At 36.7% G+C, this 15,306-nt stretch carries 19 protein-coding genes; 3 read left to right on the forward strand and 16 right to left on the reverse strand.

Annotated elements, in window-relative coordinates:
- Positions 1-30: 30 nt before the first annotated feature.
- Entirely contained in the window at positions 31-1,575 is a 1,545-nt protein-coding gene (gene guaA / locus V6E76_RS10800; protein WP_026867115.1) for a glutamine-hydrolyzing GMP synthase, read from the reverse strand.
- Positions 1,576-1,593: 18 nt separating this feature from the next.
- Positions 1,594-3,063 carry an IMP dehydrogenase gene (gene guaB, locus V6E76_RS10805; RefSeq protein ID WP_026867114.1) on the reverse strand — a complete coding sequence of 490 codons (1,470 nt, stop codon included), beginning with the start codon at positions 3,061-3,063 and terminating at the stop codon, positions 1,594-1,596.
- Between the two features lie 256 nt (positions 3,064-3,319).
- Between guaB and V6E76_RS10810 the strand changes: the two genes are divergently transcribed.
- A complete protein-coding gene (locus V6E76_RS10810) occupies positions 3,320-3,703 on the forward strand; it encodes a general stress protein (protein ID WP_026867113.1) in 384 nt (127 codons plus the stop codon).
- 62 nt (positions 3,704-3,765) lie between these two features.
- On the opposite strand, the gene V6E76_RS10815 is transcribed toward V6E76_RS10810, so the two are convergent.
- Entirely contained in the window at positions 3,766-4,437 is a 672-nt protein-coding gene (locus V6E76_RS10815; RefSeq protein WP_499797810.1) for a YfbU family protein, read from the reverse strand.
- Between the two features lie 97 nt (positions 4,438-4,534).
- Positions 4,535-5,281 (reverse strand): helix-turn-helix domain-containing protein, encoded by a 747-nt coding sequence (locus V6E76_RS10820; RefSeq protein ID WP_035856580.1) that lies wholly within the window; start codon positions 5,279-5,281, stop codon positions 4,535-4,537.
- Between the two features lie 124 nt (positions 5,282-5,405).
- On the opposite strand from V6E76_RS10820, the gene V6E76_RS10825 reads away from it, so the two are divergent.
- A complete protein-coding gene (locus V6E76_RS10825) occupies positions 5,406-6,077 on the forward strand; it encodes a general stress protein (protein ID WP_026867111.1) in 672 nt (223 codons plus the stop codon).
- Positions 6,078-6,154: 77 nt separating this feature from the next.
- Here the strand turns inward: V6E76_RS10825 and V6E76_RS10830 are convergent, their stop codons facing one another.
- A complete protein-coding gene (locus V6E76_RS10830; protein ID WP_026867110.1) occupies positions 6,155-7,054 on the reverse strand; it encodes a VOC family protein in 900 nt (299 codons plus the stop codon).
- Positions 7,055-7,216: 162 nt separating this feature from the next.
- Between V6E76_RS10830 and V6E76_RS10835 the strand changes: the two genes are divergently transcribed.
- The gene (locus tag V6E76_RS10835; protein WP_026867109.1) at positions 7,217-7,642 is read left to right on the forward strand and encodes a DUF2188 domain-containing protein; all 426 of its coding nucleotides are present in this window, start codon (positions 7,217-7,219) and stop codon (positions 7,640-7,642) included.
- A gap of 53 nt (positions 7,643-7,695) precedes the next feature.
- Here V6E76_RS10835 and rpsR read toward each other — a convergent pair whose 3' ends face one another.
- The 11 genes from rpsR to V6E76_RS10890 all read right to left on the reverse strand — a co-directional run bounded on the left by rpsR (position 7,696) and on the right by V6E76_RS10890 (position 15,288).
- On the reverse strand, positions 7,696-7,935 hold the full coding sequence (rpsR, locus tag V6E76_RS10840; RefSeq protein WP_017547433.1) for a 30S ribosomal protein S18: 240 nt from the start codon (positions 7,933-7,935) through the stop codon (positions 7,696-7,698).
- 139 nt (positions 7,936-8,074) lie between these two features.
- The gene (locus V6E76_RS10845; RefSeq protein WP_026867108.1) at positions 8,075-8,848 is read right to left on the reverse strand and encodes a hypothetical protein; all 774 of its coding nucleotides are present in this window, start codon (positions 8,846-8,848) and stop codon (positions 8,075-8,077) included.
- A gap of 1 nt (position 8,849) precedes the next feature.
- Complete coding sequence (locus V6E76_RS10850; protein WP_026867107.1) at positions 8,850-9,176, reverse strand: PadR family transcriptional regulator; 327 nt, start codon at positions 9,174-9,176, stop codon at positions 8,850-8,852.
- Positions 9,177-9,345: 169 nt separating this feature from the next.
- On the reverse strand, positions 9,346-10,035 hold the full coding sequence (modB, locus tag V6E76_RS10855; RefSeq protein ID WP_026867106.1) for a molybdate ABC transporter permease subunit: 690 nt from the start codon (positions 10,033-10,035) through the stop codon (positions 9,346-9,348).
- On the reverse strand, positions 10,016-10,810 hold the full coding sequence (modA, locus tag V6E76_RS10860; RefSeq protein WP_051220541.1) for a molybdate ABC transporter substrate-binding protein: 795 nt from the start codon (positions 10,808-10,810) through the stop codon (positions 10,016-10,018). The genes modB and modA (V6E76_RS10860) overlap by 20 nt, the downstream gene beginning before the upstream one ends.
- A gap of 95 nt (positions 10,811-10,905) precedes the next feature.
- Positions 10,906-11,835, reverse strand: a complete 930-nt coding sequence (gene modA / locus V6E76_RS10865; RefSeq protein ID WP_247352784.1) for a molybdate ABC transporter substrate-binding protein — start codon at positions 11,833-11,835, stop codon at positions 10,906-10,908.
- 220 nt (positions 11,836-12,055) lie between these two features.
- Entirely contained in the window at positions 12,056-12,556 is a 501-nt protein-coding gene (gene ssb / locus V6E76_RS10870; RefSeq protein ID WP_247352786.1) for a single-stranded DNA-binding protein, read from the reverse strand.
- A gap of 26 nt (positions 12,557-12,582) precedes the next feature.
- Entirely contained in the window at positions 12,583-12,885 is a 303-nt protein-coding gene (gene rpsF / locus V6E76_RS10875) for a 30S ribosomal protein S6 (protein WP_247352788.1), read from the reverse strand.
- Positions 12,886-13,053: 168 nt separating this feature from the next.
- A complete protein-coding gene (ychF, locus tag V6E76_RS10880; RefSeq protein WP_247352790.1) occupies positions 13,054-14,154 on the reverse strand; it encodes a redox-regulated ATPase YchF in 1,101 nt (366 codons plus the stop codon).
- An 18-nt stretch (positions 14,155-14,172) separates the two neighbouring features.
- Complete coding sequence (locus V6E76_RS10885) at positions 14,173-14,352, reverse strand: DUF951 domain-containing protein (protein ID WP_247352792.1); 180 nt, start codon at positions 14,350-14,352, stop codon at positions 14,173-14,175.
- Positions 14,353-14,355: 3 nt separating this feature from the next.
- Positions 14,356-15,288 (reverse strand): mechanosensitive ion channel family protein, encoded by a 933-nt coding sequence (locus tag V6E76_RS10890; protein WP_247352794.1) that lies wholly within the window; start codon positions 15,286-15,288, stop codon positions 14,356-14,358.
- Between the last annotated feature and the right edge of the window lie 18 nt (positions 15,289-15,306).

Raw genomic sequence — 15,306 nt, forward strand, 5'->3', positions numbered from 1 at the left:
GCAGTTAAAGGGTTTTAGTGTTTTATATAGTTATTCCCACTCAATCGTCGCTGGTGGCTTACTTGTAATATCATAAACGACACGGTTGATGTGTCTGACTTCATTGACTAAACGTTTTGATAATCTTTCTAAAACATCCCAATCAATTTTTGCAAATTCACTTGTCATACCATCGATGCTCGTTACTGCTCTGACACCGATTGTGTAATCATAAGTTCTATAATCGCCAGTGACACCAACTGATCTGATATTCGGTAATACTGTGAAGTACTGCCAAATATCTCTTTCGAGTCCGGCCTTAGCGATCTCATCTCTTAAGATCCAATCACTTTCTCTAACGATTTCAAGTTTTTCTTCAGTAATTTCACCTAAGACTCTAATACCTAATCCTGGTCCTGGGAATGGTTGTCGCCATACTAAGTGTTCTGGAATTCCAAGTTCAATCCCTAACTCACGGACTTCGTCTTTAAAGAGCGTATTTAGTGGTTCAATTAATTCAAACTGCATATCTTCAGGTAGTCCACCTACATTGTGGTGGGATTTGATTGTCTTCGCAGTTTCTGTACCTGATTCAATAATATCTGTATATAGTGTACCTTGTGCTAGGAAGTCGATACCTTTAAGTTTAGATGCTTCATCATCAAAGACATAAATGAATTCATTACCAATAATCTTACGTTTTTCTTCAGGGTCTGACACCCCTTCAAGTTTGGATAGGAAACGGTCTTTCGCATCGACTTTGATGATGTTCATGTTGAAGCCTTCACCAAATTGTTCCATTACCATATCCGCTTCACCTTTACGTAAGAGACCATGGTCTACAAAGATACATGTCAGTTGGTCACCGATCGCTCTATGAATCAGCACTGCTGTAACGGATGAGTCTACACCACCACTCATGGCACACAGAACTTGTTTGTCGCCAACTTGTTCGCGGATTTTCTCCACTTCAATGTCAATAAAGTTATCCATCGTCCACTGTCCATGGCAACCACAAATATTACGGATAAAGTTTTCAATAAACTTATTCCCATTTTCAGTATGTCTGGATTCCGGATGGAACTGCACACCATAAAACGGTTTTTCATTGTGTTTAACTGCTGCTGTTGGGCATAGTACTGTCTCAGCAATTGCTGTAAAACCATCACCTAGACGTATCACTTTGTCTCCGTGACTCATCAGTACTTGTTCGATTGTGTTCCAACCTTCAAAAATATCAATTTCATTATTTAAGCGCATCTCAGTTTGACCAGATTCTTTTTCATTTGAATCTACCACTTCTCCGCCGTTCATCTGCATCATCAGTTGCATACCATAGCAAATACCAAGTACTGGCACACCTAATTCAAATACACCTGGATCTACAGTAAAGGCGTCATCCGCATACACTGAACGTGGTCCACCGGAAAGAATAATCCCTTTTGGATCGAGTTCTTTAATTTCTTCAATCGTGATGCTTGGATTATGCAATTCACTATACACACCAAGGTCACGAATGCGGCGGGTAATCAGTTGGTTATACTGACTACCGTAATCAATTACTAATATAAGTTCTTGTTCTTTTCCCATTTCCATAAGCGAATTACTCCTTAGTTATCTACTGTAGTTTGGTGCTTCTTTAGTCACTTGTACATTGTGTGGATGACTTTCAATTAAGCCAGCTGCTGTAATCTTCACAAATTGACTTTGTTCTCTAAGTGCCTCTAAGTTCTTACTACCAGTATAACCCATACCTGAACGGAGACCACCCATTAATTGGTACACTGTATCCGCTACTGGGCCTTTATACTCTGTGCGGCCTTCAATGCCTTCTGGCACAAATTTCTTCGCTTCAGAATCTTCTTGGAAGTAACGATCTTTAGAACCTTGTTCCATAGCACCCATAGAACCCATGCCACGGTATGTCTTGTAACGACGCCCTTGGAACATTTCAGTCTCACCAGGTGCTTCTTCAGTACCTGCTAATAAGCTACCAAGCATAACTACATGACCACCGGCTGCAAGGGCTTTAACGATGTCACCAGATAGTTTAATACCACCATCAGCAATAATCGCTTTACCATGTTTACGTGCCTCTGTAGCTGCATCATAAACTGCAGAAACCTGTGGTACACCTACTCCTGTTACGACACGTGTTGTACAGATTGAACCTGGTCCAATACCAACTTTAACTACGTCAACACCCGCTTCAATTAAAGCACGTGTCCCTTCTGCTGTCGCAACATTACCGGCAATTAATGTCACTTCAGGGAATTGGTTACGAATATCTTTAATCGCATCTAGAACACCTTGTGAGTGGCCGTGTGCCGTATCAATAACTAAAGCATCAGCGCCAGCTTCAACAAGCTCAGTTGCACGTTTTTCAGTTTCTTTAGCAATACCAATCGCTGCTGCAACGAGTAGACGTCCTTGGTCATCCTTTGCAGCATCTGGGAATTCAATAACTTTTTCAATATCTTTGATTGTAATTAATCCTTTTAAGACATTATTGTCGTCAACTAAAGGTAATTTTTCTATACGGTGCTCTTGTAAAATACGGCCCGCATCTTCTAATGTTGTACCAACCGGGGCTGTGATAAGGTTATCTTTTGTCATAACCTCTTCGATTGTAATCGAATAGTTTTCGATAAAACGCATATCTCTATTAGTAATAATACCTATTAATTTTTTCTCTTCAGGATTATTAACAATCGGCACACCTGATATACGATATTTGCCCATTAAGTGTTCAGCTGCAAACACTTGCTCTTCTTTTGTTAAGAAGAACGGATCTTTAATTACACCATTTTCTGAACGTTTCACTTTCTCAACTTCATCACGTTGACGTTCGATAGACATGTTTTTGTGAATGACACCTAAACCACCTTGACGTGCTAATGCTATCGCCATTTGTGATTCAGTAACAGTATCCATTCCTGCACTGATTAAAGGAATGCTTAACTTCAAATTCGGTGCGAGCTCTACTGATAAATCAACTTCTTTAGGAAGGACCTCAGAGTGTGCTGGTAAAAGTAACACATCATCAAAAGTTAATCCTTCTTTTTTAAACTTATCTTCCCACATAAAAACTGCCTCCTAGTATGTAATTATTAATAAATAAAAAGATGCTGAAAATATTAATTTCAATATTATAGCAAAAATCCGAACTGTTTAGCAATATTTTCTTCAAGATAAATATAACTCATTATAAAACACTATACAATTTAAAAAAGGTAGGACTTAATGTTCGGAATTTTATGATATTATAAGTAAAACTTTGGTTTACATTCGTTTTTCAAGGGAATAGATAGACATCAAGATTTTTGTAGAGGTGAGCATTGTGCAATATATTGAGAAATATGACACAGATAGTGAAATTCTAGAACGTATTGATCAACTTAAAAATGAGCAAGATTATTACGAATCAGATTTTAATGTACTAGGTTTAGATGAAGAAGAACCTGATTGGACAGAATATATGGGGTTCACATACAACCCACACTCTGAGAGCACTTCATTTAAAGATATTTTTACAAATAATGAAAAGGCCGAGAGTTTTTTACTAACTTCAGGCTTAGAGGAAGACCTAGTTTCATCATATCTCAACTTTGTTGAGGAAGGAAAGTTTTTACTCATCTATGACGACAAATCACTTAATCGTGACGAGCGACGAGATAGCGTGGAAGCTACAATTCAAAAAGGACCAGAAGAAGAGGAAAAATAAATCGTAAAAACCAAGCAGAGTTAAATGACCTCAGGTCATCATAACTTTTGCTTGGTTTTCTTTTATAAAGTAAATTTAATTTGTTGATTGCGACCAATACATATGTAAATCAGCATCTCTTCAGTTAGAAAGGTACACAATTTATGCCTTTCGTATCTCGCCAACATGTTCCTGTAATGTTTTAGTGTCAAAGGCAACTTCTCATTAAAAATAGCCTGGCTGTGCTGCTTGTGTTTAAATAAAAAGATATAATGCGACAAGTGCTGTTCTTCTGCATTTTCAAATCCGCTAAACCTTGTGTAATAATTTCTACCTATTAAATCTGCAGTTTTCAGTGGTAGCTTGGATAGAGACAAGGAAATATGAGCAAACATCTCTAAAATATGCTCCACTTCAACTGAAACATTTGCTGACACTGGATTGTTGTTTAAACCTAAAAAATCTCTGATTTCATCATAATAAAAAAGAAGTCCATCTCTTACCGCATCCAAATAGAAGTCACATTTATTTCTGTACTCCATATCGGAACAATTGTCTTTCTTTCGCTCAAGTAAATTAATCACTTCGATTTTCTCAGCTGCACTAATAAAATCTAGCCTTCTAGGCCACAGGATATTTTCCATACTTAAATACGATCCAATGCAGTCACACGATTTCGTGTATACCTTTTTTTGGACAAACAATGCTACGATAATACAAAATGCCATACAAGTTTTATATAATCTTTCTTGCATGTTGATCATTCCTTTTCAGTTTTTCTCTGATGTCTCAGAGTTAAACCTATTATATTTCATTTTCTTACTATTTCCTATCTCTATTTCGTAAAGTTCCTTATACGGGATATTGTTTGATTTTCTCACACAATTTTTTAATTCGATTCATCATATAAGTGGATTCATTTTCCTTTAATAAGTGCATTGCACGTTTACCATAGCGTTCTACAAGATCATAGTTCTCCACCTTAATATTACTATCCATCATATACGACAACAGTCTCACACGAGTCCGATAATCCAACTTTCCATCATCTTTACGCTTCATGTAAATTGCTGACTTATAATACGGGTTTCCATCTTCACCTAGCATATGTAAAACATAACCCTTACTTGTATATACACTAGCCTTCAAATATTCCAGTGAAGGCAAGTCATCTAAACGATCTAGCGTCTTATCTATAAAAGTCAGAGCATCTTTATATTTCTTCTTATGTAGATATTTCAAACCCATATGCCAATCGTAATATACAGAGTGCAGCGTCGTAGATCGCCATTGCTGCAAGGTCAACTGGTTCAGTGTATCTTCAATAAGGTAAAGCTCACGTGTTTCTCGAATTTCATCCAGTACTTTTAATACTTTAGTGTCGATTGATTTTGTGACTGTAATAATCAGCTCATCCAAATTCAAATCAAGCACATTCATAATTTTAATCGCGTCAATGAATCGAATATTACCGTTATTACTGTCATTTTCCATACGGCTAATTGATGATTTTGAAACACCTGTCTTTTTACTGAGTTGTAACTGCGTCAAACTATATTCCGCACGTCGTGACTTAATAACTGAACCATTAATTTGCATAAATGACCTCCCTTATTTATAAATATAAATAATATGCAATATTTGTCAATAAAAGAGTAAACTGCGTTTCTTTATAAGGATATCAGGGTATAATCATAAAAAAGACTGTGATGGAGGATTGAACATGACTACTATTGAGAAATTCTCAAATATCGATGATTTAAGTTATAAGATTTATGAACTACGTGCTGATGGTGTTAAAGACAAAGATATGATAACGGTCGCAAAAGACCGCTTTAAAGCAACGGTCCTACGCTATACAAATGTCGGCTTTAAAAAAGCTGATGGAAACATGTGGGATAAGGTTGCAGCTAAATTTTTAGATGAGAACTCAACAGAGCGTGTCTTTGATCAACTAGACTTGAGCTCAGATGAGCTGAATACGTTCAAAGCCGCTGTAGATAACGGTCAGATTCTCTTATTAGTGAGAGAATCTGCAGTGAAAGAAACTAAAAAAGAAAAAGCAGCTACTTCAAGACAAAATGAAGACCATTTAAGAAAAGCTGAAGAGAAAAAAGAAGCAGGAGAGCAGAATCAATCTGCTAGAGAAACTGAAAAAAATCAAAAAGAGAGCAGTGACCAACGTTCAGGTACGATTGATGTGAGTGCTTATCAAAGCAAACTTGATTCAATGACTTCTGAAAAAGATATAAAGAGAAATAACCAAAAAGCTGAAGCAAAAGAAAAACACGATAACTTCATGGATGCAGCAGAAATTATCCAGGAAGACGGTAGCCGTCGTACAGTATCAATCAGTGATACCGAGCATACCGTTATTGATTTAAATCAAAAATAATACAGGCGAAAAAAAACACTTAAAATTAAAAACTTCCCTTACACTGGTTGAATTACCAAGTTAAGGGAAGTCATTTTTTATTTACCTTTATATGCCGCTTCAAGTTTTGCGATATCAAATTTCTTCATTTTAAGGAATGCCTCAGTAACGCGTTGAAGTTGTTCCTCTGTACCCTCAGTCATCATTTCATCCATCACTTTATGTACAATCTGCCAAGATACACCAAACTTATCCTTCAACCATCCACACTGTTCAGCATCAGGATCTGCTGATAGTGCACTCCAGTACTTATCAATTTCTTTTTGGTCATCACATTTCACCATTAAGGAGATACCTTCTGAGAATTGGAAGTCGTGTTCATAACCACTATCTTGGAATGAAAATCGTTTTTTGCCTAATTTCGCTTCTGCATGCATGACCAAATCTTCAGTATTTGGTTCCATGCCTGTCGGATAATTTCTCGATGCTAAATGTTCACTTTTCTTAAACGTATCAACATACAAATTCATGGCATCTGTAGCCTTGCCCTTATTTTCATTTACAAACATTAGAGAAGGGACGATATGATTCTTGCCATTGCGATGATCGCGTAACCAAAACTGCCAAGAAGTACCGTACTTATCCTCAATCCATCCATACTTATCATTGAAAGGATACTTATCTAGTGGCATCAACTCTGTACCACCATCCTCCATAAGCTTTTCATACATTTCATCAATCAAATGTTCATTCTGCTTATTAATTTGAACAATAAAAGAAATAGAAGGATTTTTCTTAGCAAAAGGTCCAGCACTAATTGCCATAAACTCATAACCCATTAACTTAAATCCAAGCTGTTCAGAATCACCTGATGGTGTGTCTTTTATAACTTTACGGAAGGTAATCTCTGACTCTGGAAAAATTTCGGTATACCACTCTACAGCTTCTCCGGCTTCTGTATCAAACCATAAATGTGGAACAATCTTTTGATACTTCACATCTACATCTCCTTAGGCTCATTTTTTCAAGTCCATTGTAACAAATGAATGTTAAGAAACTATAACGATAACTTGACTTCGATTAAACATTTAAATCATAGGGTTTTGACTGTATGGAAACGGGAACTATATGAGTAAATTCATAAGGTAAGGATGATAGCTATGTCTTGGAATATGCAAGATTACCCTGATTCATTAAAAAACTTTGAGACACTTGAACGTAAAAAAATTATCGAGATTGCGAACGCACTTTTAGACAGCGGATACGATGAAAGTCGTGCGATTGCTATCGCTACATCAGAAGGTAAAGATTGGTATAAAAATGCATCAAAAGAAGAATTAGATTCATTTGATAAGGAAGGTAATCCTTCAAAAAATGATCAGCATGACATAGATAGTGCGAATCCAGATTTACTAGATGAGAATGTTCAAGTAAAATATGATGCCGAAAACGAGGAATGGGTTGTTAAAACTGTTAAAGCCGAACGTGCAGCTGGTACATTTAAATATAAGAAAGATGCGGTGAAGCGTGCAGAAGAAATTGCTGAAAATAAAAACTCTAAAGTAATAACGTATACAAAAGAATGACTGTATAAGAAAAACCGCTCTAGATCAATGATCTAGAGCGGTTTAACTATAACTTACTGTTCTTCTTTAACGTATGGTAACAATGCCATGTGACGTGCGCGTTTAATCGCACCTGTTAACTGGCGTTGGTACTTAGCTGAAGTACCAGTTACACGTCTTGGAAGAATTTTTCCACGTTCAGAGATGAACTTTTTAAGAAGATCTACTTCTTTATAGTCGATGTGTGTAATTCCGTTAGCTGTGAAATAGCAAACTTTTTTACGACGACGACCGCCTCTTCTTGGACCTGCCATAGGTAAGCCCTCCTTTTATAGATTATTATATTCGACTGTGTGGATCGAATGTCTAATCCATAATCTTGTTAGCTGAACGCGTGTTTTAAATGTGTGTATGTGCACGATATATATTACAACTTTAAGGTTAAAAAGTCAATTACTTTTTAGCTCGATTCATTACTCTAATACCTATAAACAAGATTATGACTGCAGCTAATAAGCCCACTGATGAAATTATAATATAACTTTCTGAGTTCGGACCACCACTTGCAAATACTTGTGCAATCATCTCAGGTGCTGCCAGTACTAAAGCTAGAATGGCATAGAACCATTGTTTCATCAAAAGTGACCCGATAACTAGAATCGCTAACAGTATAAATCCAATAGTAATATTGATATCTCTACCTGGTTCAAAGAACGTCACGATTGGATAACTTCTCACTAAGAATATCGATCCGACTAAAAGTCCCATATACAAGAAACTAAATACAAAAATTAATACTGTACCTTTCACTTCAATCTTCTCTGATTTAAAGCTTGCATAATTGACTAATATATATTTAAAGCCATAGTAAATCAGTACTGGGCCTAAGACAATAATTCCAAGATAATATAAGAGATTACTCAAGGTCCAATCAAAATCACCACTAATTAGATTCGGGACTGTAAGAATTCCAGCTAAGTAGACTATAAATAAGGCGATATACTTTTGAATATTGTTAATACGCGGCATTTCCCCGGAAATATTCTTAATATATTCCTTCGCTGATCTGCCTGTCACATCTTCTAAACTTTTACCGTCTTTTTCTGCTTGAATTAAATGATCTTCTAACTCCGCTTCCATATCATCGATCGCTTCATCTTTTTTTCCATGTGCCATCATCTCTAATCGAAATTCTGTTAAAAATTTCTCTGCTTCTTTACTCAACATTTTACTCACCTCTTACCAAATTATTCATTCCAGAATTTAATTTTTCCCATTTTTCTTTAAAAATTTTTAGTTCTTCTTTTCCACTTTCACTAATTGAATAATATTTACGTTTCGGACCACCACTATCGGATTTCACCATGCGGGTATTTACATATCCCTTTTTACTTAACCTTAGTAATACTGGGTAAATACTACCTTCGCTGATACCTGGGAACTTATGTGCTTCTAATTTTTTAGTAATTTCATACCCATAAGTTTCGCCCTGTGAAATCAATCCTAATATTGCACCGTCGAGTAAACCCTTCATTATTTGATCACTGACAGACATGGTTTCCCTCCTGACTATCTGTTATTAAAAGGTAGTGACCTATTAAAAAAGACAGCGCCATAAACAACTATCTTACATAGAAAGATACTATACATGATTTTAAATATCAACTATCTTTTATAAAAAGGTAGTTAATTTAAAAAGTAGCGCTTTACTTAAAAGCAATGCGCTACTCTTTCACTTTTGTTCTTACAAACAATAACATAACAAATGAAATCGCAACAATTGTGATCACCCATAACCATGCAAGACTCATATTTCCTGATTGTAAGGCAACATATATAGCTGTTGGTAAGGTCTGTGTGCGACCTGGAATATTCCCTGCAATCATTAAAGTTGCACCGAATTCACCAAGTGCCCTAGCAAAACTTAACACAGCACCTGTCACAAGTGATACTGAAGCGAGTGGCATGGTGATTTTCATAAAGATACGAAAATTACTCGCCCCATCAACTTTTGCCGCATCTTTGATATCTTTATCTACACTTAAAAAGCCTGTTTTTGCAGATTGATACATCAGTGGAAAGGCAACCACTGTACTGGCTAATACAGCTGCATACCAAGTAAAGATAATGGATTGATTAAAGATCCACTCAATCAAGTTTCCAATAATGCTATTGTTACCAAAAATAACAATCAGTATAAATCCTACTACTGTCGGGGGTAAAACAATCGGTAGCATTATAATCGTTTCTAAAACAACCTTGCCTTTAAAGTTCACAGATGTCATAAATTTTGCTATTAAAGTTCCAAAGATAAATGAAAAAATCAGTGCAATGGTCGCAACTTGCAAGGAGAGCAGTATAGGGGGAAGAAACTGCGACGATGTCACACCAAAATTACTCAGTAACGAATCCATATTCACCAAATACTTCTAAAGCTTCATCAGTCTGAATAAAATCATAGAACGACCTTGCAGCTTCAGTATTCTCTGAATCCTCAATTAAACCAACTGGATACTCTATTGGATCATGTGCATCAGCTGGTGCGGCGTCGATGATATCCACTGAATCACTTGTCATCGCATCGGTACGGTACACTAACCCAGCACTTACCTCACCACGTTCAACATAAGTGAGCACTGCTCTCACGTCCTCTGCATATACTAACCTTTCTTCTAAATCTTCAGTAATACCCATAGATTCAAAAGTCTCCATAGCATATTCCCCAGCAGGTACTGATTCCGGTGTGCCAACAGCAATTTGTTTAGCCTCTGTAATATCATCGAATGATGTCACTGTTGTATCCCCTTCTGGTACAACCAGTACTAATTCATTTTTTAATAGTTGAGTTGAATCACTTTCATCGATAAAGTCACCTTCTACTAAGGTATCAAAATCGCTTTGTGATGCAGAGAAAAACATATCTGCTGGTGCACCTTGAGAAATCTGTTGTTGCAGTGCACCTGAACCCCCAAAGTTAAAATCCACTTGTACATCTTGGTTTTCTTCATTATAAAGTTCTGCAACTTCTTGAAGTGCGTCTGTCAAACTCGCTGCTGCTGAAACTGTTATTGTACCCGATGCTTCGCTTGTTTCTGACTCTTCATTGTCCGTACTAGAACTGCATGCTGCCAAAACGAGTGTGAACATTAAAGAAACAAATACTAAGCCCAGTTGCTTTATCTTACACATCTTTTTGCCTTCTTCCCGAGGATATTATCTTTATCATACAACAATTTAAAAATTAAAAAAGCAGAACTACGTGTTTCATAGTTCTGCAGTATATATTAAACGATATAACCATACTCTGAAAAGATATCCAGTGCTTCTTCGGATTGTAGGAAATTATAAAAATCTCTCGCTGCACTATTGTCTTCCACACTTTGTGAAAGTCCTAGTCCATAAACAAATGGTTCAGCAAGTGATCGTGGTGCTCTCGCTACGATACGAAGACCTTCTTCATCAGAAATATCTGTTCTTAAGAGAAGGGCAGCATCTGTTTCACCTTCAGAAAGTGATTCTAGAGCAGCATCTACATCTTCGCTCTCTTCAACATTATTCACTTTATTATTGCTCTCATTTTCTGCATCAAGTAACGTCTTAGCATGACTGCCAGATAGTGATTCTTCTGGGTTTACTATAGATAGGGTAACATCCTCATTATTGAAAATAGTGTCGTATGAAGTAATATCCTCATTATCTTCATGAGTCACAAGTACTATTTCATTAATGAGTAAATATTTCGTTGCAAGTTGGTCTAATATTCCAGCTTCAACTAAAGAATCATAACCCTCATCAGAACTAGAGAAATATATATCCATATCTTGATCATCACCGTTAATTAAGTCCTCTGTTAACGTTTCTGTATGACCATATTGAACATCAATTTCCTGTCCTTCGTTTTCATCTTCATATGCAGAAATTAATTCGTTCATCACATCTTCAAGGCTTTGCTCGGCAGTAATATGAACGACTTCACTTTCTTGACTTCCATCTTCTTCTGTAGCAGTTTCCTCTGAAGACGAATCCTCTTCAGTCTCTTCTACAGTTTCAGATTCGGTCGACTCTGTTTCTTCTTCTGTTGTCTCCTCAGTATTCTGAGTATCACCAGATTCTTCTTCACCAGAGGAATCGTCACTGTCATTATTACTACAAGCTGCCAAAAACACGCACAGCGATAGTAAAAGTGCCCATTGCAGGACATTTTTTCTAATCATTGCGGTTCGCTCCCACCTAAAAAATTGTCTACATGTTTCATTATAAACACTGTAAAGTCAAAACTACACTATAAACTAATAATAAAAACAATAAAATTAACTTATGTATCTTCAAAAGTAAAATAAAAACCCGAGATAGTATATCCCGGGTCTTCCACACATTTTACACACACAATTTTAAAACACACGATAACAAAATTTGGATTGTTATTTTTTTATTTTAGAATGGTAAATCATCATCACTGATGTCTACCGGACCTTTAGAGTTCGCAAATGGATTATCTTCTCTTGGCTGTTGACGTCCCTGGCTTTGACCAGTCGACTGATTGCCAGAACCATATGCATCAGCATATGAGTCCGCTGAGTTATTTCCATAATTGCTTTGAGATTGATTACCGCTATTCTTAGGCTCTAAGAACTGAACACTTTCACACACAACTTCAGTTACATATACTCTTTGTCCGTCTTTGTTCTCGTAGTTACGAGTTTGTATTCTTCCGTCGATACCAACAAGACTGCCCTTCTTAACATACTGGTTAACGTTCTCAGCTTGTTTTCTGAAAACAACACAGTTGATAAAGTCCGCACCTCTTTCACCATTTTGGTTAGTAAAAGGACGATTGACAGCTAAGTTGAAATTAGCGACAGCGATATTATTTTGACTGACTCTTAGTTCTGGGTCTTTTGTTAAACGACCAACTAAAACCACACGGTTTAGCATGTAATCAACTCCACTAAATATTTAACTTATTTTTTTGCTTCTGCTTGTTCGTCGCGAACAACGATATGACGAATAATGTCATTGTTGATCTTAGCTAAGCGGTCAAACTCATCAGTAGCTTCGCTTGTCGCGTTAACTTTGATGATGTGGTAAATTCCATCTTTGAAATCTTCAATTTCGTAGGCAAGACGACGTTTACCCCACTCTTTAGACTCGACGATTTCCGCACCATTGTTTGTAAGAACCTCATCAAAACGCTTAACTAACGTCGCTTTAGCTTCTTCCTCAATGTTTGGGCGGATTACATATAAAATTTCATATGCTCTCATCTTTTGCACCTCCTTATGGTCTTTGCGGCTGAAAACCATTCGTTTTCAGCAAGGAATAATTTTCATTACTCACAATCAGTTATTATATCAGTAATCCTAACAATTTACAATAAAACTAAAGAAAAAAACGATAAAACCCCATCACAGGATTTCATCGTTTGGAGAGATTTAAACGTTGAATCTAAAGTGAACAACATCGCCATCTTTCATAATGTACTCTTTTCCTTCTAAACGAACCTTACCAGCTTCTTTAGCTTTAGCCTCATTACCCACTTCAACTAAATCATTGTAACTTACAGTCTCAGCACGGATGAATCCTTTTTGGAAGTCTGTGTGAATAATACCCGCACATTCTGGTGCAGTCATACCTTTTTTAAAGGTCCACGCTCTGACTTCTTGTACACCTGCAGTAAAGTAAGTTGCTAGGCCAAGTAGGTCATATGAAGCTTTGATTAATTTATCTAGACCTGATTCTTCTAAACCAAGTTCGTCTAAGAACATTTCACGCTCGTCATCTTCTAAGACTGCGATTTCTTCTTCAACCTTAGCTGAAATGACAATAACCTGAGAGTTTTCGTTAGCTGCATACTCATTAATTGCGTCGAGGTGTGCATTACCTTCTAAGGAACCTAAATCGTCTTCACTCACATTGGCAACATAAAGCATTGGCTTTTGTGTTAACAGGTGGAAATGCTTAACTGATTTTGCTTCTTCTTCAGTAAAATCAAGTGCACGTACTGGACGGCCTTCTTCTAAACAGTCTTTAATCTTCGTTAGAATTTTAACTTCAGCCATCGCGTCCTTATCTTTTTGTTTCGCCATTTTTTCTGCCTTAGGTAAGCGTTTATCGACACTTTCTAAGTCTGCTAAAATCAATTCCATGTTGATGACTTCAATATCTTCTACAGGGTCAACCTTACCAGATACGTGTGTCACATTCTCATCATCAAAGGCACGAACAACCTGACAGATTGCATCGACTTCTCTAATGTTCGCAAGAAACTTGTTACCGAGTCCTTCACCTTTAGAAGCACCTTTAACAATACCAGCAATATCTGTAAATTCGAATGCTGTCGGTACAGTTTTTTTTGGTACAACAATTTCCGTTAAAACATCTAAACGATGATCCGGTACCTCAACAATACCGACGTTCGGGTCAATTGTAGCGAATGGATAGTTAGCAGCAAGCGCACCTGCTTTCGTAATTGCATTAAATAATGTTGATTTTCCGACGTTTGGTAAACCAACGATTCCAGCTGTTAAAGACATAATAGGTTCTCCTTTAATTTATAATACTTTTTTTAGACGTTTGTTAAAGTCTCGACGCGGCATCATAATTGTGCGGTCGCAATTTGTGCATTTAATTTTAATATCAGCACCCATGCGGACAATTTCAAATTTATTGCTTCCACAAGGGTGATCCTTCTTCATTTCAACAATACTATGAAGATCGTACTTAGCATCCATGACTTACGCCTCCATATCGTTTCCATCGAAATCGGTAATATCCATCATTGGTACAGAAATATATATGCCTTGTGTTTCTAAGTACTGCTTGATGCGTTTTCTCATACGGCGAGTTGAACCGAAGTGCTCCATCGGTCTAGATGTAAGCATGACACGAATGGTTGCTTCACCATTTTGAATGCTCTGTACACCTTGTACAATTGGAGCTTCAACAAGGACATCTTCTTGTCTCCAGTTTTCATTCAGATAAGTTTCAAGCGTAGTTTCAATCTTATCTAAATCTTCTTGTATGGAGAAATTCATATCTAAGAATGATACTGAATTATAACGAGAGAAGTTTATTACTTCGTTAATTGTACCATTAGGAATCATGTACAACTCACCTTCATAACCTTGAATACGAGAAGAGCGTAAGCCTAATGACATTACTTCACCTTCTGCAACAGTTGTACCCGATGTATTCACTCTAACGAAATCACCTTTATCGAATTGGTTTTCTAAAATAATAAAGAAACCAGTTATCATATCTTTTACTAGACTTTGTGCACCAAAACCAATGGCTAAACCAACAACACCGGCACCAGCGAGTAGCGTTGAAACGGGAATGTTAAATGCCTCTAGTATCGCTACAACAACAAAGAACCAAATAAAGATTGTTGCTGTATTTTGGAGCATATTAATCAATGTATTGTTTCTCTTGTCTGATCCTTTTAAGCGTGATTTTGATTTATATTTAAAGAAATTCTCTATTAAACGATTCGCAACCTTAGTAAGAATATAACCAGCAATAAGTAGAATGATTGCGAATATGATTGGTTTAGAGATATCTATCCAAAATTGTGGATCTCTAACTCGTTCTAAAAGTGTTTCAATAATCGACAGCTGTTCATCCAGCCCTTCAGTATTCGACGCATTAAATAGCGTTAAAAATTTCATAGTCATACCCTTTCTATT

This window comes from Jeotgalicoccus huakuii (assembly GCF_036665975.1).
GTDB lineage: Bacteria > Bacillota > Bacilli > Staphylococcales > Salinicoccaceae > Jeotgalicoccus > Jeotgalicoccus marinus.